General features: G+C 48.0%; 14 protein-coding genes and 1 tRNA gene. 6 read left to right on the top strand and 9 right to left on the bottom strand.

Annotation, left to right across the window (positions count from 1 at the left end):
• Positions 1-571 precede the first annotated feature (571 nt).
• From NNC77_RS15080 to NNC77_RS15095, 4 genes are all read right to left on the bottom strand, one after another.
• A complete protein-coding gene (locus NNC77_RS15080) occupies positions 572-1,450 on the bottom strand; it encodes a hypothetical protein (protein WP_254971675.1) in 879 nt (292 codons plus the stop codon).
• Positions 1,451-1,530: 80 nt separating this feature from the next.
• Positions 1,531-2,364, bottom strand: a complete 834-nt coding sequence (locus NNC77_RS15085; protein WP_153119157.1) for a CPBP family glutamic-type intramembrane protease — start codon at positions 2,362-2,364, stop codon at positions 1,531-1,533.
• Positions 2,365-2,415: 51 nt separating this feature from the next.
• The gene (locus NNC77_RS15090) at positions 2,416-3,354 is read right to left on the bottom strand and encodes a bifunctional riboflavin kinase/FAD synthetase (RefSeq protein ID WP_022121140.1); all 939 of its coding nucleotides are present in this window, start codon (positions 3,352-3,354) and stop codon (positions 2,416-2,418) included.
• A 45-nt stretch (positions 3,355-3,399) separates the two neighbouring features.
• The gene (locus tag NNC77_RS15095) at positions 3,400-6,039 is read right to left on the bottom strand and encodes a calcium-translocating P-type ATPase, PMCA-type (RefSeq protein ID WP_022121139.1); all 2,640 of its coding nucleotides are present in this window, start codon (positions 6,037-6,039) and stop codon (positions 3,400-3,402) included.
• Positions 6,040-6,217: 178 nt separating this feature from the next.
• Here NNC77_RS15095 and NNC77_RS15100 point away from each other — a divergent pair.
• From NNC77_RS15100 to pafA, 3 genes are all read left to right on the top strand, one after another.
• A tRNA-Ile gene (locus tag NNC77_RS15100) sits at positions 6,218-6,291 on the top strand.
• Between the two features lie 385 nt (positions 6,292-6,676).
• Positions 6,677-8,647 (top strand): heavy metal translocating P-type ATPase, encoded by a 1,971-nt coding sequence (locus NNC77_RS15105; RefSeq protein WP_437183296.1) that lies wholly within the window; start codon positions 6,677-6,679, stop codon positions 8,645-8,647.
• A gap of 81 nt (positions 8,648-8,728) precedes the next feature.
• Positions 8,729-10,339 carry an alkaline phosphatase PafA gene (pafA, locus tag NNC77_RS15110; RefSeq protein ID WP_254971672.1) on the top strand — a complete coding sequence of 537 codons (1,611 nt, stop codon included), beginning with the start codon at positions 8,729-8,731 and terminating at the stop codon, positions 10,337-10,339.
• 110 nt (positions 10,340-10,449) lie between these two features.
• Here the strand turns inward: pafA and aat are convergent, their stop codons facing one another.
• From aat to NNC77_RS15130, 4 genes are all read right to left on the bottom strand, one after another.
• The gene (gene aat, locus NNC77_RS15115; RefSeq protein WP_117694924.1) at positions 10,450-11,115 is read right to left on the bottom strand and encodes a leucyl/phenylalanyl-tRNA--protein transferase; all 666 of its coding nucleotides are present in this window, start codon (positions 11,113-11,115) and stop codon (positions 10,450-10,452) included.
• Positions 11,116-11,157: 42 nt separating this feature from the next.
• A complete protein-coding gene (locus NNC77_RS15120) occupies positions 11,158-13,392 on the bottom strand; it encodes an AAA family ATPase (RefSeq protein ID WP_437183295.1) in 2,235 nt (744 codons plus the stop codon).
• Positions 13,393-13,502: 110 nt separating this feature from the next.
• A complete protein-coding gene (locus NNC77_RS15125; RefSeq protein ID WP_254971671.1) occupies positions 13,503-13,805 on the bottom strand; it encodes an ATP-dependent Clp protease adaptor ClpS in 303 nt (100 codons plus the stop codon).
• 10 nt (positions 13,806-13,815) lie between these two features.
• Positions 13,816-14,322, bottom strand: a complete 507-nt coding sequence (locus NNC77_RS15130; RefSeq protein WP_254971669.1) for a flavin reductase — start codon at positions 14,320-14,322, stop codon at positions 13,816-13,818.
• 381 nt (positions 14,323-14,703) lie between these two features.
• Between NNC77_RS15130 and NNC77_RS15135 the strand changes: the two genes are divergently transcribed.
• Positions 14,704-16,761: a TonB-dependent receptor plug domain-containing protein gene (locus tag NNC77_RS15135; RefSeq protein WP_118191619.1), complete on the top strand. Its 2,058-nt coding sequence runs from the start codon at positions 14,704-14,706 to the stop codon at positions 16,759-16,761.
• Positions 16,762-16,906: 145 nt separating this feature from the next.
• Here the strand turns inward: NNC77_RS15135 and NNC77_RS15140 are convergent, their stop codons facing one another.
• On the bottom strand, positions 16,907-17,890 hold the full coding sequence (locus tag NNC77_RS15140) for a cation diffusion facilitator family transporter (RefSeq protein ID WP_437181585.1): 984 nt from the start codon (positions 17,888-17,890) through the stop codon (positions 16,907-16,909).
• A gap of 354 nt (positions 17,891-18,244) precedes the next feature.
• Here NNC77_RS15140 and NNC77_RS15145 point away from each other — a divergent pair, with 354 nt between their 5' ends.
• Positions 18,245-19,474, top strand: coding sequence for a nucleoside recognition domain-containing protein (locus NNC77_RS15145; protein ID WP_254971667.1), 1,230 nt, complete (start codon positions 18,245-18,247; stop codon positions 19,472-19,474).
• A gap of 101 nt (positions 19,475-19,575) precedes the next feature.
• Positions 19,576-21,039, top strand: a complete 1,464-nt coding sequence (locus NNC77_RS15150; protein WP_022121361.1) for an oligosaccharide flippase family protein — start codon at positions 19,576-19,578, stop codon at positions 21,037-21,039.
• Positions 21,040-21,789: the final 750 nt, after the last annotated feature.

Genomic DNA, 21,789 nt, shown 5'->3' on the forward strand with positions numbered 1-21,789 from the left:
GCAACACCTTGAATTTTTCGATTTTCATAACGCTTACATTTTGAGTGTGCAAATATAATCATTTTGTAAGCGTTCCTTGATACGCAAAACATTGAGAATCAGCGCAATAAAATCCGTTGATGCACAAAGTTGCCTTTCCGCATTGTTACCTGCTTTGCATAGGTAACTGTGGCTCACGATTTAGTAACTGAACTACTTCAATATTCCTCACTCGCTTGCTTTATGCCGATTTGGCAACTTTGTGCAAATCTGCTCATTCCCAACTGTTTACGTTCCAACCTCTCTTATTCTCCTTTGGCTGCTTTAGAGCTTTATGTTAAGATATATTAACTCATAGTTTTCTCCTCCAGAACTCACCGTTTCTCGGGGCAGAAGTCATCGTTTTCTTCTTGGGAATACATCGCCTACCGGATGGAAATCCTTGCTTTTCTTTACAAATTCATGCTAAAAAAATAACACGGACAAATTGAATTTGTCCGGACAAATTGTCCGAAGGCTTATAAAGATCTGATTATTTGATAGTTACAAGCCGCCAGACAAGCGAGCCGGACAAATTCAATTTGTCCGTGTTTTATTTTTCTGGCGAAAATCGGATATAAGTTCTATCATCAAAGCTCTTATTGCCCTCTACGATGCCCTTGGTGGCGATAAAGGAATGGATGTTCTGTGGGTCGTTGGCAATCTGCTCTGCCAATGCCGCCTCGCTCGCTGCCAAGGTTGGCTCCAGGAACGGATAGCCATCGCTCGCCAATACAATCTCGGAGGAAGAGACAGAAATTGTACCTGATGCAGAAACGGAGCCAGAGCAAGGGACAGAATCTGATGCTGGAACAGGATCTTGAACAGAACAAGAATCTGAAACAGAGACAACCTTCACTCCCTCCCGATAAATCGGAAATCCATCAATAACCGTATAGGTCTGGTTCTGCCCCGAAAGCATCGCCTTGATAAGCAATGGCTCTATCTGCTTTCTAGCCTCAGCAGACGAAAGGCCCTGCTCTATCAACTCTACCCTCTTACGGGCAATTTTCTCCTCATAAGGCTTGCCATTCTCATAGAGTTTTCCGGCGATGATTGCCTGGCAATCGCCCACCATCCAGACTTCATTCCTTGTCCGGCTATAAAGGATAGCCGAGGCGGTAAGCCGTTCTTCCGGATGCTTCTTCAACCGCTCTTCCACCCCAAGCTTTTCATACACCTTATTATATATATACGCCGTAACGCCCTGGCAGAAATCATCTACCGAGGCATCCGCCTTCAGTTCCTCCCGGATATATTCCGAGATAAGCATCATGGCGTATCTTCCGTTCTTCATATCAGGATTGAGATGCTTCGGCGTCTTGCTCGTACTGCCATCTATCACAGCGATGAAATCATCGGTAACTACCATTCCATCCTCACAAGCCTCAGGGCTCTTCTTTCCTATGATACTGCTTTCTATAATCTTCATAAAATCTACTTATCTATCCGGTTATATATCTGAAAAAAGGCTACCCATCCAGGTAACCTTTTTACTCGTTTATTTATCTCTTAAGCCTTCACCTTCTTTAATCTGATAACCAGCTGTATGAAACTTGGAATCATGATGCAGAGAGAGAAGCCTACGGCATAATACATGGTCTTCTCATCGCCATGGAAGAGGTCGATGAGTTTGCCATCGCTCTGAGGCATGATATTGGACAGGACATACGCCATCGTATTATTCACCCAGTGGAGCAGGATGCCCGGAACAAGACTCTTGGTACGATAATACATCCAACCCAGGAGTAAGCCCAGCAGGAGGGCATTGACAAACTGCGCTACGTTGGCGTGAGCCAGACCGAAGATGGCAGCCGAAATCATGATGGCTACCCAATGGTTCTTCTTGCTCATAAGACCCAGCAGGGTGCGGAGAATGGCTCCACGGAACACAACCTCCTCAGCAAAAGGCGCCAGAATGCCGATAGCCACATAGCCCCAAGGCTCCTTCATGAGCGATGCGAGTATCTGCTCGGTATTCTCGTCCATCTCGATGCCTATCTGCTCATATATGAGCTCCAGAGGAATGATAGTTCCCAGGGCGAACAATGCCACCCAGAGAAGCGTTACCCAAGGCTTGGAAAGCAGATAATCGCGGGTCAGCGGTGTCCACTTCGTCTTCAGGAAGATGACGAGGGTGATAACGTTGCTGAACGCTGAGGTAAGCGCCATCAGGATAGGATTGCTGCCCGAACTGATAGCCAGGAGCGTTGCCTGGTAACCTTCGCCCTTAATGCCCGCCCAGATTCCTGCACCAGCATACATCACGATAATCTGTACTACTATAAATATAATCAGGTAGAGGACGATATCCGTCAAACCTCTCTTTAAATTAATCTTTGCCATTGCTTTTACTGTTTATAATTAATCGTTTATAGTTTAATAGCATTCTCGCTATCATTCCGCTTCCTTTTCAAAGAGATCCAGCACGGTCTGCTCATCCTCTTTCAGCTGCACCGCCAACTCCTCGGGACTGTCAAACTTCTGTTCGCCCCTTATTCGCTTCACGAAGCTTACGAGCAAGAGCTGGTCATAAATATCCCCATCGAAATTGAAGATGTGCGTCTCTAGCGTCAGTTGTCTGCCATTGAAGGTAGGGCGATTGCCCACATTCATCATTCCCCGCTTCCATACCACCGTATTCTCCAGTCTTACCCTTACGGCATAGACACCAGGGGCAGGAATCAGCTGTCCGAAGTGAGAGATGTCGAGATTGGCAGTAGGGAAACCGAGCTTTCTGCCTTCGTGGAATCCATTCACCACCTTTCCGATGAGGGTATAAGGGAAACCGAGACACCGGGCTGCCATCTCCACTTCTCCCTCTTTCAGGAAAGAGCGGATTACAGAAGAAGAGATGTTGATGCCGTCTATCTGGAAGGCTTCGTTCCTGATTACCTCGATGCCCATCTCCCTACCGTAGCGCACGTAATCTTCGAAAGTCTCCTCGCGGTTGTGACCGAAGCGATGGTCGTAGCCGATGAAGAGTTTCCTTACGTTGAGATGGTCGTGGAGCACCTGCTGCATAAACTCTCTTGCCGACATGGCAGCCATCGCCTTGTCGAAATGCAACACCACAGCATTATCCACTTCCGTCTTCGAAAGCAGCAGCAGTTTGGAATCGAGCGTGCTCAGCATCTCTGGCTGATAATCTGCCTGCAATACCTTGCGGGGATGCGCATCAAAGGTGATGACGGTAGATTGCAAGCCATCCTTTCGTGCCATCTCTACGAGATGATGAATCAGAAACTGATGTCCCCGATGCACCCCATCGAAGAAACCGATAGTTGCCACACAAGGCGGCAACTGCACGATATCATTATAATGTATTGTATTCATAAGGACTGTCTTTAACATTCATATCAGAAGAAGAACTCCGATGGATTATCTTCTCTTTGCTATCATTCTCTTAAAAGTTCTCCACAGCTCGCCCGCCCAAAGTACAACGGAGGTTGAGCCGATGATGAGCAGCCACTCATGGAGCGACAATGGTGTGGTGCGGAACATTTCGCCACCAAAGGTTACGATAATCCACTGACCCACCAATACCAGTACAAGCACCAGAATCATTCCCTTATCCTTCAGGAAATGGCGGAAGGCGGTGTGATGGCTCATCAGCGCCTTGGCATTGAAGAGGTTCCAGAACTGAATCATCACGAAGGTGGTGAAGAACATGGTCAGTTCATGCACATCTACTCCACCCTTGCCTCTGCGCTCACAGTAAACCAACAGGGCAAACATAACGAGGAAGAAGACGATGCCGCAGAACAGAATGCCGAAACCGATGCTCTTGTTGATGATGAAATCGGATGCCTTGCGTGGTTTATCCTTCATCACCTCGTGAGATGGAGGCAATGAGGCAAGTGCCAAGGCTGCGAAGGTATCCATGATAAGGTTCACCCAAAGAATCTGGGTTACCGTCAACGGCATTTCAGTTCCGATAACTGAGCCGCCAAGCACCAGCAGGAGGGCTGCCACGTTTACTACCAACTGGAAGAAGAGGAAGCGCTGCAGGTTGCGATAGAGCGAGCGTCCCCACATCACGGCATTGGCGATAGACTTGAACGAATCATCGAGCAGGGTCATATCCGAAGCCTCCTTAGCCACGGAAGTTCCCGAACCCAGCGACAAGCCCACGTGAGCATAGTGAAGCGCCGGAGCATCGTTGGTACCGTCGCCTGTTACTGCAACCACCTCGCCACGCTTTTGGAGCATCGCCACCAGTCGCTGCTTATCGGTAGGACGGGCACGGCTCATCACACGAATATCCTTTGCCCGTTCGTAAGCCTCTTCATCAGAAAGAGCCTCCCACTGTTCACCCGTAATCATCTGCTGGTCGAGCGAGGTCAGAGAGCCATCTGCTCCGATATTCTCAGGTTCATCTTCGAAGACACCTATCTGCTTACCTATCTCCAAGGCGGTGGCAGCCGTATCACCCGTAACCACCTTCACCTCGATACCCGCATGGCGGCACTCCTGCACGGCGGCAGGAACATCCGGACGGATAGGATCGGCAATGGCTGCAATGGCCTGCAACTGAAGATCGTTGGCATCGAGAAGTGCTACCACTTCGGCAGTAGAGGTTCTGGAAGTTCTCATGATAGAAGCTTCTATCTTCTTATAGGCGAACGCCAGGGTTCTCATCGCCTTATGCTGCCACTCATCGAGTTCTTCGGCTGACTGTCTCAGCATTCTATCTTCGATGATGCATTTCTTCATCACGATTTCAGGCGCACCCTTCACGAAGAGATAGGTCTCGCCATCAACTTCTGCCAAGGTTGCCATCATCTTTCTCTCGGTAGAGAAAGGCAACTGCTTGAGCACGTTCACCTGCTTGCGGAGTTCTTCATAATCCTTGCCCTGGGCATCGAGCCAGAGCAGGAGAGCCGACTCGGTAGGGTTTCCGATAGGTTTGCCGTCATTCAACTCGGCTGTAGAGTTGAGGGCAATGGCAGTATCAAGCAGCGCCTCATCGCCCTGCTTGAGTTCCAAGGCACTCACCTGCATCTTGTTCTGGGTAAGCGTACCGGTTTTATCGGTACAGATTACGGTAACGGCACCCATGGTTTCGCAGGCATGGAGCTTGCGCACCAGATTGTTCGACTTCAGCATTCTTCGCATGTTGAGCGCCAGAGAAAGGGTAATCGCCATCGGCAATCCCTCCGGCACCGCCATCACAATCAGGGTAACAGCCATCATGAAGTATTTCAACACGATTTCTGCCATATAGAAATAATCCTTGCCGCCCCATACCGGATTGGTGAGGATATCGTGAATCAGGAAGATGAAGAAGGCTGCCACAGATACTACAGAGCCTACCTTGGAAATCATCTTAGCCAACTTGTCGAGCTGCATGTGAAGCGGTGTCTCCACCGAAGTCTGCTCGGTAGATTTCTTCGCCACCTTACCAATCTCGGTAGCATCGCCCACGGCAGTAACCACAAACTCGCCCCTACCATTCATCACCATGGTAGAACGGAGGATGACGTTGCGAGGATAGGCTCCATCGCCACCACCTTCCAGAGATTTCTCGGCAACAGGTTCGCCCGTAAGGGCAGATTCGTTAATCTGCAGGTCGTTGCAGACGATGAGTTCGCCATCGGCAGGCACCTCGTCGCCCACTTCTACGAGCACTACATCTCCCACCACCACATCGTGGCGCGGAATCTCCATCACCTTACCATTGCGGCGCACCTTAACCGGCTGCTCTTCGCTGAGCGCCGTGAGCAGATTAAACTTCTTGGCAGCATCGCGCTCAAAGTAGAAGCCCACGGTAGTAGCAAGGAAAACTGCCACGAAGATACCGATGGTCTCCATGAAATTCTTTTCGATAAAAGCAAGGATGAGGGATACGAAAGCCGCCACAAGAAGTATCTGGATAATCGGGTCGCGATATTTATCCAAATACAGTTTCCATAATGAAGTACGTTGAGGAGGGGTGAGCACGTTCTTGCCATGCTGTTCCCTACTCTGTTTAACTTGTTCATCGGTAAGACCGATTCTTTTATTTTTGTCTATGTCCATTTCTGAATAGAAATTCTTTTCCTTTTTTGTACAATTAATAAGTACATACGCACGTGTGCGCACATAATTTGGTGCAAAGATACGCTATTTTTCTGATTCTAAGAAAATTTTTAAGATTTTATTTGGTTATTTGCCCAAAATCTAGTATCTTTGCACTCGAATTTAATAAAAATTCAACGGACTTGTAGCTCAGTTGGTTAGAGCAACAGACTCATAATCTGGAGGTCCTAGGTTCAAGCCCTAGCTGGTCCACCCTGAAAATCAAGCAGTTAAGCAAAAAGAGCTTAACTGCTTTTTTCGTTGCTGGTTTGCTTGAATTTGGTCTATTTGTTTTTGCGTAAACAAAAAAAACATTAAGAGGGCGATTTGGAGCTTTTGCAACCAAGTTGCAGAAACCTTTTCGTAATTTTGCAACCGAAATAGAAAAAGGAACTGAATGTTCCTGATTATATAGAACTAAAAGTATTGCAAAATTATGGAAGAAATGAAACATTCTCACGAACATCATCATGAATGCCATTGTGAAAATTCTCACGAACATCATCATGAGCACAATCATGATTGCTCATGCTCCACAGAAGAACATGAGCACCAGGGGTGCGGTTGCCACCACCATCATCACCATGAAGAAGGCGGTTTGAAATCCAAACTCTTTCTGATAGGAGCAACCATCATCCTCCTGATTATCGCTGTTTTCATCGAAAAGGAATACAGTCTGGCTACCTGGCAGTTGCTCCTCGTCTATCTCATTCCTTATTTATTGATAGGACATGAGACGCTGGGCGAAGCTGCAGAAGGTATTGCCAAGGGCGATATGTTTAACGAAAACTTTCTGATGGCTATTGCAACCATCGGAGCACTTTGCATCGGATTCTTCCCAGGATCAGATACAGAATTCCCGGAGGCAGTCTTTGTGATGCTCTTCTTTCAGGTGGGCGAACTCTTCGAAGGATATGCGGAAGGAAAGAGCCGCGACAGTATTTCGCATCTGATGAATATCCGACCGGATGTAGCGAATGTTGAAAGAAACGGAAAAGTAGAGTCGGTTTCGCCGGAAGACGTCAAGACAGGAGAAACTATCGTAATCCGTCCGGGAGAGAAAGTGCCTTTGGATGGTATTGTTGTTGAGGGAAGCTCAGCCTTGAATACCATTGCCCTGACGGGAGAAAGTATGCCACGGGATTTGAATGAAGGCGATACTATCATGTCCGGTTGCATCAACCTTTCAGGAGTAGTTCGTGTACGTACCACCAAGAGTTTTGGCGAGAGTACCGTATCCAAGATTATCTCTCTGGTAGAGAGTGCAGACAAGAACAAGTCGAAGAGCGAGGCTTTCATCACCCGTTTCGCCCGAGTCTATACTCCTATCGTTGTTTTCGCAGCCATTGCCCTGGCGGTTATTCCTCCATTCCTGGCAGCAACAGAAATCGTAGGTGAAGGAACCTTTGGCGAGAACTTCCCATTATGGCTCAACCGCGCCTTGATATTCCTGGTAGTTTCCTGTCCTTGCGCCCTGGTCATCAGCGTGCCCCTCACCTTCTTTGGCGGCATCGGCGGAGCATCTCGGAACGGTATTCTCATCAAGGGCAGCAACTATATGGATGCTTTAGCCAAGGTGGGAACCGTTGTGTTCGACAAAACCGGAACTCTGACCCACGGAGAGTTTGCCGTGGCAGCTGTTCATGCTGATGATTCCTGCCCAGACCATTCATTCCACGATGCAGATAATGTACATATTGGTGAATATTCTGACAAGGAGAAGATTCTGCTGCATTTGGCGGCTCATGCTGAACATTTCACTACCCACCCTATCGGCGCAGCCCTGCGTACTGCCTTCCCACAAGAAGCAACGGATGGCTGCGAGGTGACCGATGTAGAGGAGATTGCAGGACAGGGTATCCGTGCCCAAGTGAACGGCAAGGTGGTTTGCGTGGGCAACAAGAAGATGATGGAAAGCATCGGTGCCCAATGGCACGACTGCAACCAGGTGGGAACCATCATCCACGTCGCCATTGATGGCAAGTATGCGGGACATATTGTGATCAACGACACCCTTAAGGGAGGAAGCGCCCAGGCCATCAGAGAGCTGAAAGAACTGGGAGTAGAGAAAACGGTAATGCTGACGGGCGACCGCAGAGAAGTGGGAGAAGATGTTGCCCACAAACTGGGACTGGACGAGTGCCGCGCAGAACTGCTGCCAACCGATAAGGTTTCGCATGTAGAACAACTGCTGAAGACAAAACCAGCAGGCAAGACGCTCGCTTATGTAGGCGATGGCATCAACGATGCCCCTGTATTGAAGCGTGCCGATGTGGGCATAGCCATGGGTGGACTGGGTAGCGATGCAGCCATCGAAGCTGCCGATGTAGTACTGATGGATGATGACCCTAGAAAGATTGCCCTTGCCGTAAAGATAGCCAGAAGAACCATTCATATCGCTCACGAGAACGTGATATTTGCCATCGGAGTGAAGGTTGCCGTACTGATTCTCGCCACCATTGGTCTCGGCACCATGTGGATGGCTGTCTTTGCCGATGTAGGTGTTACGGTACTGGCTGTATTGAACGCCATGAGAAGTTTGGGTAAAAATCGTCTTTTTTATCGTTAAATACCAAAATAAGTTGTATCTTTGCAACCGAATTCTAATATACAATACTGAATGGTTATGTATAAAAAAGACATTTTGACTATGAATAAGATTATCAAACTCATCTTCGTGCTCTGCTGCTTCTGCGGCATTGCACAGGCTCAGCCTCAACGCCCTAAGCTCGTTGTAGGCATCGTTATCGACCAGATGCGATGGGATTATCTCTATCGCTACTACGCCCGCTACGGCGAAGGCGGATTCAAGAGAATGCTCGGAGAAGGATTCAGCGTAGAAAACTGCAAGATTCCTTACATCCCTTCGGTTACAGCCATCGGACACACTTCTATCTGGACCGGTTCCGTTCCTTCCATCCACGGAATTGCAGGAAATAACTTCGTGAAAGATGGAAAAGTAGTGTATTGTACTGCCGACGATACCGTCAACCCGGTAGGTTCTGACAGCAAGGCTGGCAAGATGTCGCCTCGCAATCTGTGGGTAACCACCATCGGCGATGAACTCCGTCTGGCTACCAACAACCGCTCTAAGGTGATTGGTGTAGCCTTGAAAGACAGAGCATCCATCCTCCCTGCGGGCCATCACGCCAATGGCGCTTTCTGGTTTGATGACAAGTCGGGCAAGTTCATCACCAGTACTTTCTATATGGATAAGTTGCCAGAGTGGGTGAACAAGTTCAACAAGCAGAAACTCCCAAACAAGTATCTTTCCAAGAAATGGGAGACGCTCTACCCTATCGATTCCTATAAGGAAAGCACCAGCGATGACAACAACTACGAGAATGGAATTGTTGAAGGCGAGAAGGCTGTATTGCCACTCGATCTGCCTACTTTATATAAAAAGCATGGTTACAAGATTCTCCGCAGTACCCCATTCGGCTGCAACCTGACTTTCGATATTGCCAAGGCTGCCATTGAGGGAGAAAATCTGGGTAGAAACACAGATACTGATTTGCTGACCATCAGCTGCTCAAGCACCGATTACATCGGTCATCAGGTGGGCGTAAACGCTATCGAAACAGAGGATTGCTATCTTAGATTAGATAAGGCTTTGGCAGATTTCTTCGCTTATCTCGACCAGACCGTGGGCAAGGGAAATTATCTCACCTTCCTCACCGCCGACCATGGAGGCGTGAACAACGCTACCTTCCTGCAGGATCAGCGAATCCCTGCCGGCATCTGGAACAAAAAGGGATTGGTAGAAGAGCTGAATCAGATTCTGAAAGCTAAGTTCAATACCGACAAAGATCTCGTGAAGACCATCATGAACTACCAGGTGTTCTTCAATACAGACATCATCGAGGAACTCGGTCTGGATTACGCAGCCATCAAGCAGGTGGTAGTAGACAGACTGAAGAAAGACAAGGACGTGCACTATGCCTTCGACATGGAGAAGACCTCTATCGAGAGCATCCCTGAAGAGCTGAAGTTCCGCGCCATTAACGGTTATAACCGCGAGCGCAGCGGAGGTGTTCAGATTGTACTGAAACCAGGTCACTACGATTATTACAGCAGCAAGGGAACTACCCACGGAGCATGGAATCCATACGATATCCATATTCCTTGCCTGTTTATGGGTTGGGGCATCCAGCACGGCGAGAGTGCCCAGCCTCACTATATGACAGATATTGCCGCTACCGTTTGTGCGATGCTGCATATTCAGGCACCTAACGGCTGCATCGGCACACCGATATTCTAATAAAAAGCAAAAAGCCAGATAATAACAAAGGCTAGGTTCACTATTCTGGAAACCTAGCCTTTATTTTTTATTCAAAAGAAGATGTTCTTCTATTCCGAGAAGAACATCTCTTATTCTTCGTTCATAATCTTCATATATTCCTCGTAAGAAATATATCTGCCACCCATCGATTTGAGATGAGGAGTCTCCAACTGACAATCTATCATCTTACCACCGTGCTCCTGCAAGTATCTGGCAAGGAAGATGAGGGCAATCTTAGAAGCTGACGGAACCCTGGAGAACATGCTTTCTCCTATAAAAACCTTGCCGATGGTGACACCATAAAGTCCCCCCACCAGTTCATCGGTTTCATTATCCCATACCTCTACGCTCGCCGCAAAGCCCTGCTTATGGAGGGCAGTAAATGCCTGGATGATGTTCTCTCCCAGCCATGCGCCATCTTCCCAATACCGTCCGTTGGTCTTGCTGCATCCCCGTATCACACCATCGAAATCTTCGTTGATTCCTACGCTGTATCGGTTCTTTCTCATCAGGGTACGCATGGAATGACTGATGTGGATTTCATCAGGGAAGATGACGAAACGCTTCATCGGACAGAACCAGAGTATTTCAGGCTGGTCACGGAAACTATACCAGGGAAAGATGCCATTGCTATAAGCCAGCAACAGGCGGTCAATACTCAAATCGCCACCAATCGCAAAGCATCCATCCTCATCGCCATAATGCGGATCGGGAAAGTAAATCTCGTCCGCAGTATCATCTATCTGTAATATCATACGCTTATCTTTTATCAAGAATTTCTTGACTAGACTTTCATTCTAATAATTAATCACCAGTTCCTTTCCGTCAAAGTCGACATGCGCCTTGCCACTCTTCTTGAGTTTGCCGAAGAGCAGCGCCTTCATCAGGATCGGTTTCAGGCGGTTACCGATGACACGGTCCATCTCGCGGGCACCATATTCCTTGGTAAAGCCCCATTTCAGCAACTGTTCACGCGCAGCATCGGTTAACGTTACGGTAACTCCCTTTGCTGCCAGTTTCGCATCAAGTTGACGAAGTTTCTTGGCAAGAATCAGCTCAGCCATGTGCTTATCCATATCGTTGAACACCACCATGTCGGAAAGTCGGTTGATAAACTCAGGCTTGAAAGTCTTCTTCACCTGTGCCAGCATCGCTTCGCCACGACTTACGTTTCCATTGAAACCTACGCTAGCCCGTGAAGCATATTGTGCTCCGGCATTTGAGGTCATGATGAGAATCACGTTACGGAAATCAGCCTTCTGGCCCTTGTTATCAGTCAGACGGGCATAGTCCATTACCTGGAGCAGGATGTTATAGATATCGCTATGCGCCTTCTCTATCTCATCGAGCAGGAGTACACAGTTTGGTGTCTTGCGGATGGCATCGGTCAGAAGTCCTCCATCCTCATAACCCACGTATCCGGCTGGCGAACCGATGAGTTTTGCCACGGTATGCTTCTCGGTATATTCACTCATATCGAAGCGTACCAGTTCGATGCCGAGTTCCTTGGCCAACTGTCGTGCCACCTCGGTTTTTCCTACTCCGGTAGGTCCCACGAAGAGGAGCGAAGCCAATGGTTTGTCATCATCTGTCAATCCCGCCTTTGCCATCATCACAGCCTCAACCACCTTGTCTACAGCCTTGTCCTGACCGTAAATCTTGTCGAGTATGCGCTGGCGGATCGTAGCCAAAGCATCGTTATTCTCATCTTTCATCGCAGCCGCATCAATCTTGCAGACTTTAATCAGAATCTGCTGGATGATAGACTTGGTAACATAAGAGCGCTGGCGAGATTCTACCGGATGCACCTCCAGATAAGCACCCGCCTCATCCATCAGGTCGATGGCCTTGTCTGGCAGACAGCGGTTGCTGATATATTTGGCGCTGGCACGGACGGCATATTCCAGGGCGTCCTTGCGATAGGTTACATTGTGGAACTTGTTGTATTTATACTGCAAGCCCTCCAATATCTTGATAGCCTCCTCCTCGGTAGGTTCCTTGATGTCAATCTGCTGGAACCGGCGCACAATGCCCTTGCTCTGAGCCATGTAACGGTTATATTCCTCGTAGGTGGTAGAACCGATGAAACGGATATCGCCTGCCTCCAGATATTGCTTCAGCATATTGGATGCATCAGGTCCGCCATCTGAGCCACGACCGGCACCTATCATATTATGAATCTCATCGATGTAGATAATGGTATTGCCTTCCTTCACGGCTCCCTCCATCACCATCTTGATGCGTTTCTCGAAGTCGCCGCGATATTGGGCACCGGCAAGCATCTGTCCCATATCCATGCCGTAGATGCGAGCCCCCTTGAGGCGTTCAGGAACCTGGTTTTCGTTGATGAGTTTGGCGAGACCATAGACCAGAGCTGTCTTGCCGACTCCGGCTTCTCCGATGTGGAGCGGATTGTTCTTCTCGGCACGGCAGAGCACCTGGATGGTTCTGTCCAGTTCCTGTTCTCTTCCGATGAGCGGATTGTGCTCTTCTACCTTGTCAGAAATACAGGTAACCAGCTGATGCCAATCCTGTACAACCTGTCTTCTGCCTTCTTCCTCGTCGTCGTCATACTCGTTGGCGTAATCGTCATCATCAAAGTCTGCTCCCATGCCCATGCCAGCCTCTCCAGTATCTTCTCCAATAGGATAATAACTGTCAACGCTCGCCAGGAACTCGCCCTGCCGGTCGCCCACATTCTTGCACAGCAGGAAGGCGGCTTCTGAATTCTGCAAGCCAAACATCGCCTGCACAAAATGGGGTACATTCACCAGTTGCCTGTCGGCAGCAGCAGCCAGGGCGCACGCCGTTCCAAACATGGTTTTGAAGAGCGATGACGGCTCTGGCAGATACTTGATGGTTTCAGGCACACGCTCCTGCTTGGCGAGCCATCCCACCAAGTCTTCGTGCATTTTGAGGCTGTCTACGCCTTCTTCCTGCAGCGCCTGACAGAATGCATACTGCCTGAGCAACGCCAGCAGCATGTGCTCGGGCATCACGAACTCGTGATCGAAGAACCGGGCTTGCTTCATGGCATCGTCCATCAGAACACTCATATATCGGGTCAATCCCATACTGTCCATTCTATTTTTTCCTTTCTTTTTCTTAGCATATATTGGGGATATTTCCCCGAAATCAACGCCTATTCCGGCATATAAGTGAGTTTCAGCGGATACTTCTGCGTACGGGCTTTCTCCATCGCTTTCTCTACTTTACTCTTGGCGATGTCATAGCTGTAGGTGCCCACCACGGCTTTCTCTTCGTGATGAACCTTGAGCATGATTGCTTCAGCCTCAGCCTGCGACTTGAAGAAGATGGATTCGAGGATTTCTACCACGAAGTCCATCGGCGTGAAGTCGTCGTTGAACATCATTACCACGTAACGCCCCGGCTCCTTGAACCTGGTTTTCTGGCGTTCACGAATTGCTGTTTGTTCTTGAGCCATATTTTAATTCTTATTTTTTATAAGCATTGGTAATCTCCACAACATAAACATCGTGGAATCCACCCTTGGCACCATACCACTGGAGCAGGTCCTTGTCGAGGAACTTCTCGGCGGTCATACTGTCCTTATAAAGTTTGCGGCATTCCAGGGTGAGTCGTGACTGATCGAAGGCGATGCTGCCGTTATCAGTTTCTACAGGAATCAGTCCTGTTTCCTTCACCTTATCAAAATCACGTCCGCTCTTGGAACCGCAGAAGTTATAAATCTTCCGAGCCTCCTCGCTATTGCCGAGGAAAGAGAGAGTCATGAATTCATTCTCCTCGATGATGCCGTGGGTGAAACGCTCCGGACGGATAAAGACCACAGCCACCGGCTTGTTCCAAAGCCATCCCAAACAGCCCCAAGAGGCGGTCATCATATTGAAATGATCCTTGTTGCCGGCACATACCAGCATCCACTCCTTACCAATAGTCTCGAAGACGTTGTCATTCAGTTCTTTTACGTTGATCTTTTCCATCTTATCTGTTCCTTTCTTTTTAATTTCTAATTACCATAAATTTGCGACAGCAGTATTCTGATTGCTGAATGCTGCCCATATCAACTGCAAAGATACAAGAATAATCTGAAAAAGCGAATGTTTCTTTAAGAAAATCACATCACCCTATTGAGGATTATGCCTAATTAATACTTTTTTATGCCACAAGAAGGCTGAATTGAATACGATTTGTGAGGTAGGAAACCGACCTTGATTTACATTAACTTTGCATCGGCAGTTGAAAAAATAATTCACATTTTATTTTGTCAGTTGCCCAAAAGGCAGTACCTTTGCACCCCGAATGCCGAAAGCCGGGAAGGCGGAAGGCTTCGATTTATTATTCATTTATAAACATTTAATTTAATGTACAAAACAATTTTCAACAAGCGCAACAGCTTGAAGTTCAACCGATTCTCTAACAAGAACTACTCACTCTTCGCAGTTTTGGGAAGAGAGGTACTTGTTGGCGCACTCAGCGTTGCTACCCTGAGCCATGCTAAGGCAGCAGGCGTAAGCACAGAGGGAGCCAAGGTTGACTCTACCCTCTACAAGGGCGGAAAGGCTTACGAGCTGGATGCGGTGAGCGTTACCGGATCTCGTGCGCCGATGACTGTAGAGCAGTCACCTAAGATTGTGTCTGTCATTACCCGCGACGATATTCATCGTGCGGCTGCGCAGACTATCAACGATGTATTGAAATTAGCTACCGGCGTGGATGTCCGTCAGCGTGGTGGCTTTGGTGTTCAGACGGATATCTCCATCAATGGTGGAACCTTCGACCAGATTACCATTCTCTTGAATGGCGTCAACATTTCCAATCCTCAGACTGGTCACAATGCTTCTGATTTTCCTGTAGCTCTTGCTGACATCGACCACATCGAAGTGCTCGAGGGAGCAGCATCGCGCTTATTCGGAACTTCAGCCTTCAATGGTGCCATCAACATCGTAACCAAGAAGGCTAAGAGTGAGGGGGTATCTGCAAGTGTAGAAGGCGGAAGCTTTGGAAGTTTCGGAGCACAGGGACGTGTGCAGACGGCTTTTGAAACGGGCAAGTGGACCCAGGCTTATTCCGTAAGCGGAGGTTACAAGCGCTCGGATGGCGGCACGGAGAACAGCGATTTCGAGAAGGGACAGGGCTACGGCAATCTCTCGTTCTCTTACGACCAGCGTTTCGACATCAACGCCCAGTTGGGTATTGCTAGCCAGAGCTATGGTGCCAATACTTTCTACAGCGCCAAATATAACAACCAATATGAGAAGACAGACCACGGTCTGGCTTCGCTCAATCTGAGTCTGCATAACCAGGAGAAGACCTGGGAGATTGCGCCTCAATTCTATTATAACAAATTCAAGGATCACTATCAGCTGATTCGTGGAAAGGCTGGAGCTGCAGCAGGCGAGAACTATCACGACCTCGATGTTTATGGTGGTGGACTGAATGCCAACGTGGCTTGGGCTTTGGGTAAGACTGCAGTAGGTTTCGACATCAGCAAGGAGTGCATCTACTCTACTGCATTGGGCGAGGAACTCGCAGAGAAAGACTATAAGGATATCTCGGGTTCTGACCGTCAATATACCCGAAAGGGCGAGCGCACCAATACCAACATCATGCTGGAGCACAACTTCATCTTCGGCGGTTTCACCTTGTCGGCTGGTGTCTTGGCTAACAAGAATACAGGTCTTGACAACGACTTCCGTTTCTATCCTGGTGTGGACATGAGTTATCGTCCTAACGACAACTGGAAGTTCTACGCTTCCTGGAACAAGGCATTGAGAATGCCTACCTACACCGACTTATACATGAGTAATGCAGTACAGCAGGGCGACCTCACCTTGACCCCGGAGAAGAACTCAACCTTCAAGGTGGGAACTCAATATCGCCAGACTGGTTTTGCCGCAACCGTAAGCGGATTCTACGCACACGGCACCAACATGATTGACTGGGTTCAGACATCCGTGACCGAGCAGAATGACAGCAAGTATCACGTGATGAATATCGGAAAGCTCAACAACATGGGCTACAACGTAGATGCTACAATCTACATGAGAGAGTTGGTACCAAACAGTTTCATCACCCGCATCAAGTTGGGTTATGCTTACATCTATCAGGATCATAAGACCGAGACAAACATTCTGAAATCACTCTATGCATTGGAGTATCTCAAGCACAAGGCAGTATTCGGCCTGGATCATCAGATCTGGAGCAAGCTTTCAGCTTCGTGGAGCGTAAGATGGCAGCAGAGAATGAATGGCTATCATCCATACACCAAGGTGGATTGCAAGCTGATGTGGGATGAGAAGAAATACAATATCTTCGTGAAAGCCGACAACATCACTTGCCACCACTACTACGACCTCACAGCTGTTAAGCAACCAGGTTTGTGGATTATGGCAGGAGCCAGCGTAAATCTCGGCCGATAATATAATCAGATAATAATCATCCCAAAAGATGATAAATATCCGAAACACGATTCGGATATCAAATAAAAAAACGAGCCTTGATGGAGGATTCATCCTTCCGTCAAGGCTCGTTTCCTTTTATTCCGGCTATTTCCTTTTATTTCAGTTATTCCGGTTTCTGATATTTTCCGTTCACTTTTATCGGTTCGAGATGGATTCCCACATGGGTATCTGCACCGAAGTGCTGCTTCAGTTTTGTTTCGATATGAGTAGCATGCTCATGCGCCTCATAAAGCGAAAGAGAACCCGGCATACGGACGTGCATTTCTATCGCAATCTTGTTTCCAATGCGACGGGTACGCAGGTTATGAATCTCTCCCACTCCCTCTTCTTCATTTGCAATCTTCAGGATTTCATCTTCCTCAGTTTCTGGAAGACTGGCATCCGTCAGTTCTTTCACAGACTGCATCACCAGTCCCCAGGCGGCCTTGATGATGAAGGCACTCACGATGATGGCTGCAAGCGGATCGAGCACCGCCCACTTTTCTCCCAGGATGATGGCGCCACCAATACCAAACATCGTTCCGATACTCGATAAAGCATCGCTGCGATGATGCCAGGCATTCGCCACTACAGCCTCGGAATGATATTTCTTTCCGGCTTTTACAGTAAACTGATAAGCCCACTCCTTCATCACGACACTTACGATGGCAGCAATCAAGGCTACAACGCCCGGCTGCTGGAGTGTCTCGCCGCAGATGGCACGATAGGTCTTGGTAACACCAGAATAACAGATCATCACACCCACCACGAATAGCGAAATACCGATGATGGCTGTGGCAAGCGTCTCGTATTTGCCATGCCCATAATCATGGTCCTTATCCTTCGGCTTATTGCCTAGTTTTACGAATACCAGTACCACCACATCGGTAGCGAAATCGGTAAGCGAATGGATGGCATCCGCTATCATGGCTGCAGAATGTCCGAGAATACCTGCAGCAAACTTCAGTACGAGCAGCACCACATTGATGATGCTTCCCGCTATCGTCACCTTATATACTTCCTTTACTCTATCCGCATCTGCGGAATGATTCTTTTTCGTTTCTGCGGGCATCTCTTGCTCGTTATATATTCTCTCATTCTTGTCCATACTATAAAATATAACAGAAGTCCTTTGCTTCCTTAATAATGTTTTTGTATAACCAAATTCCTGTCTTTCATGAATTGAGCGGCAAAAGTACATCTTTTTTCTGAAATCGGATAAAAAGAGAGATTAAAAAAGTATAACGAATAGGGAATAATGTGATAGCGAAGAGAGAAAAGCATGGAATTTTGTGATAAAACGCCTTAAAACAATAGGAATTTTGTGATTTTCAGTCCGAATTTCTTTGGAATTTTGTGATAAAGTTGTACTTTTGCACCCGATTATCAGGTATTATATTATTCTGTGACAAGAACATTATCACAATAAAAGCGGTTGAAAAAACCGCAAGATGAAACAATTATGGTTTTAAATTACATTTGGATAGCATTTTTCGTGATTGCGTTCATCTTCGCACTCATCGGATTGGCAATGGGAGATACGACTATCTTCCAGAAGATTGTAGATTCCACCTTCGATTCATCCAAGAATGCCTTCGAGATTTCTCTCGGACTGACGGGCGTGCTCGCCCTCTGGCTTGGCATCATGAAGATTGGAGAGAAGGCGGGAGTTGTGAATGTGTTGGCAAGAGCACTCAGCCCGGTCTTCACCCGTCTCTTCCCTGATATTCCGAAGAACCATCCGGTGATGGGAAGCATCTTCATGAATATCGCTTCGAATATGCTGGGACTCGATAATGCGGCGACGCCTACAGGATTGAAAGCGATGCAGCAGATGCAGGAACTCAACACGAAGAAGGATACGGCAACGAACCCGATGATTATGTTCCTGGTTCTGAACACCTCAGGACTCACCATCATCCCTACCACCATCCTCGCCTTCCGTGCCTCCTATGGTGCAGCCCAGCCTACGGATGTCTTCATCCCTATCCTGATGGCTACGCTCGTGGCTACGCTTGCCGGAATCATCATCACTTCGCTCTGGCAGCGCATCAACATCCTGCAGCCGGTTTTACTCGCTACTCTGTTGGGAATGTGCGCCTTCGTAGGCATCATCATCTGGGGATTCGGACAGATGGACAAGGATACGATGAACACGGTTACCACCTTGGTTTCTAACATGATTCTCCTGGGCATCATCCTCTGCTTCATCCTGGCGGGTTTCTGGAAGAAAGTGAATGTTTATGATGCATTTATCGAGGGAGCGAAGGAAGGTTTTACTACTGCGGTGAAGATTATCCCTTATCTCGTAGCTATCCTTGTGGGCATCGGCGTGTTCCGTGCTTCGGGAGCGATGGATATGGTGATTCAAGGCATTTCGTGGTCGGTAGAACAATGCGGCTTGAACGCCGATTTCGTAGGCGCCCTGCCTACCGCCATCATGAAACCGCTGTCGGGAAGTGGTGCACGAGGCATGATGCTGGAGGCGATGAAGAACTATGGTCCTGATTCGTTTGTGGGCAGATTGAGCTGCATCTTCCAGGGTTCCACCGATACCACCTTCTATATATTGGCAGTATATTTCGGAAGCGTAAGCATCAGGAATACCCGTCACGCCGTGGCTTGCGGCTTGCTTGCCGATCTGGCAGGAGTCATCGCAGCAATCGCTATAGCTTATTTATTCTTCGGATAAGAGTCTCCCACAGATTTCACAGATTTACACAGATAATCTTTGAATGACGGCGCAAGCCCAATTTAACATTTAACACTTAACATTCAACATTAAGAAAGATAATGGCAAGTTTAAAATCACTCGCAAAGGATACCGCCATCTATGGTTTGAGCAGTATCATCGGCAGATTCCTCAACTATCTGCTTGTACCACTCTATACGGCTAAGATCAGCGCCGCAAGTGGTGGTTATGGTGTCATCACCAACATGTACGCCTATACGGCGTTACTCCTCGTTATCCTGACCTACGGAATGGAGACCACCTTCTTCCGTTTTGTCAACAAGGAGGGAGAAAACTCAGAAAAGGTTTATCACACGGTATTGAGCATGGTGGGCTTCACTTCCCTACTCTTCATCGCCCTGGTATTCCTCTTCATCACGCCTTTGAGCGATGCGATGGGCTACGCCGACCATCCGGCTTATGTATGGACCATGTTCGTAACCGTGGCTATTGATGCCTTCCAGTGCATTCCGTTCGCTTACCTCAGATACAAGAAGCGCCCATTGAAGTTTGCTGCCTTCAAGTTGCTCTTCATCGGTCTGAACATTGCGCTCAACCTGGTTTACTACGTCATCATGGATGGTCACGATGTGGGCTATGCTTTCTACATCAACCTCGTTTGTACCGCCTCCATCACCTTCTGTTTCTACAAGGAGCTGAAGGAAGGATTCATGGGCGAGAAATGCTCCTGGAGTGAATGTAAGGTGCTCGTCAGGAAGATGATGGGCTACAGCTGGCCTATCCTCGTGCTCGGTATTGCCGGTATTCTGAACCAGACAGCCGACAAGATTCTCTTCCCTTACATCTATGAGAAGGGCGATGCTCATGCGCAACTCGGAATCTACGGAGCAGCCAGCAAGATTGCGATGATTATGGCGATGATTACCCAGGCTTTCCGCTATGCTTACGAGCCATTCGTATTCGGCAAGGCGAAGGATAAGGACAACCGACAGACTTACGCTTCGGCGATGAAGTATTTCGTCATCTTCACCCTGCTCGCCTTTCTGGTGGTAGTAGGTTATCTGGATGTATTGCGCCACATCATCGGTCGCGACTACTGGGATGGTTTGAAGGTAGTGCCTATCGTAATGGCTGCCGAAATCATGATGGGAGTATATTTCAACCTCAGTTTCTGGTACAAGCTCATCGACAAGACCATCTGGGGTGCTTACTTCTCGGGCATCGGTTGTGCGGTATTGATTGCCATCAACGTTATCTTCGTACCAGTTTATGGTTACATCGCCTGTGCCTGGGCCGGTTTCGCAGGTTATGGAACAGCCATGCTTCTCTCCTACTTTGTAGGTCAGAAGAAGTATCCAATCAACTATCCGGTGAAGGAGATTATGATTTATGTGGTTCTCGCCCTCATCCTCTTTGCCGGAATGACCGAGGCTAACAGATACTTCTCCAGTGGAATTGCCTGCCTCATCAACACGGTGCTCATCCTCATCTTCGCCGCTTATCTCGTGAAGAAGGATTTCCCATTAAAGAGTCTGCCAGTGGTGGGAAAATACTTTAGAAAGTAAGAGATTCCAATCATTGAGATTATATTCCAAGAAGTCCGTGGACAATGTGTAAGTCCACGGACTTCTTTTGTTTATATTATACAGAACCTTCGCATGCGGTTCAAGAATAGACAAAAGGACCCAATGTTCCTGGTCCCGAGCAATACTCAGGATATAATAGCAGCCAGCAAGGCGCCCTGTAAGAGCTAAAGCAAACGGCTGAGTGAACGAAACGAGACGACTGAGTATTTTGAAGGATATGACTATACAAGCTGAAGGATACGGCTCCGTTAACCGAAGGATACGGCTCCGTTAACCGAAGGATACGGCTCCGCAAGCTGAAGAAGATGACTGCGCAAGTGAAAGAAGACGTCTGATCAGGTTCAAAGAGATAGAATATGGAGTTCAAGGAGACTGCTTCTGGAAAGTTGCCACTAGGCTCAGCAGCTCTGCTGAGCCTAGTCAGCAGGTCTGCTCACTGCAGTCAGCAGGTATGCCGAGCATACTAAGAAAGCAGCTGGTATGCGCACTTGCATATCAGCTGTTTTTGCACTTTTTAGTTCGACTTGTTGTAAAATATCACACTTTTAAGGACGACCTTTTGTGGTTTTACACATTTTTAAGGACGTTTTTTGTGGTTTTTCAAAAGAAATGCTGCCCCTCAAAAAGTAGACACAGAAAGGTGGAAAACTGATGGAAAATGATTACCTTTGCAAGCAGATAGAGTTGTGTGCCCTGTAGAGAGGGCGTAGCCCGAACGTAAGGGCACAC

It is taken from the genome of Segatella copri, assembly GCF_024330485.1.
Lineage (GTDB): Bacteria > Bacteroidota > Bacteroidia > Bacteroidales > Bacteroidaceae > Prevotella > Prevotella copri_L.

Excerpts from the sequence above, each read along its gene's own strand:
- pafA (WP_254971672.1), top strand. The coding sequence starts at position 8,729 with ATGAATAAGATTATCAAACTCATCTTCGTGCTCTGCTGCTTCTGCGGC.
- NNC77_RS15090 (WP_022121140.1), bottom strand. The coding sequence starts at position 3,354 with ATGAATACAATACATTATAATGATATCGTGCAGTTGCCGCCTTGTGTG.
- NNC77_RS15095 (WP_022121139.1), bottom strand. The coding sequence starts at position 6,039 with ATGGACATAGACAAAAATAAAAGAATCGGTCTTACCGATGAACAAGTT.
- NNC77_RS15135 (WP_118191619.1), top strand. The coding sequence starts at position 14,704 with ATGTACAAAACAATTTTCAACAAGCGCAACAGCTTGAAGTTCAACCGA.
- NNC77_RS15120 (WP_437183295.1), bottom strand. The coding sequence starts at position 13,392 with ATGAAGCAAGCCCGGTTCTTCGATCACGAGTTCGTGATGCCCGAGCAC.
- NNC77_RS15125 (WP_254971671.1), bottom strand. The coding sequence starts at position 13,805 with ATGGCTCAAGAACAAACAGCAATTCGTGAACGCCAGAAAACCAGGTTC.
- NNC77_RS15085 (WP_153119157.1), bottom strand. The coding sequence starts at position 2,364 with ATGGCAAAGATTAATTTAAAGAGAGGTTTGACGGATATCGTCCTCTAC.
- NNC77_RS15080 (WP_254971675.1), bottom strand. The coding sequence starts at position 1,450 with ATGAAGATTATAGAAAGCAGTATCATAGGAAAGAAGAGCCCTGAGGCT.
- NNC77_RS15150 (WP_022121361.1), top strand. The coding sequence starts at position 19,576 with ATGGCAAGTTTAAAATCACTCGCAAAGGATACCGCCATCTATGGTTTG.
- NNC77_RS15140 (WP_437181585.1), bottom strand. The coding sequence starts at position 17,890 with ATGGACAAGAATGAGAGAATATATAACGAGCAAGAGATGCCCGCAGAA.
- NNC77_RS15130 (WP_254971669.1), bottom strand. The coding sequence starts at position 14,322 with ATGGAAAAGATCAACGTAAAAGAACTGAATGACAACGTCTTCGAGACT.
- NNC77_RS15145 (WP_254971667.1), top strand. The coding sequence starts at position 18,245 with ATGGTTTTAAATTACATTTGGATAGCATTTTTCGTGATTGCGTTCATC.
- aat (WP_117694924.1), bottom strand. The coding sequence starts at position 11,115 with ATGATATTACAGATAGATGATACTGCGGACGAGATTTACTTTCCCGAT.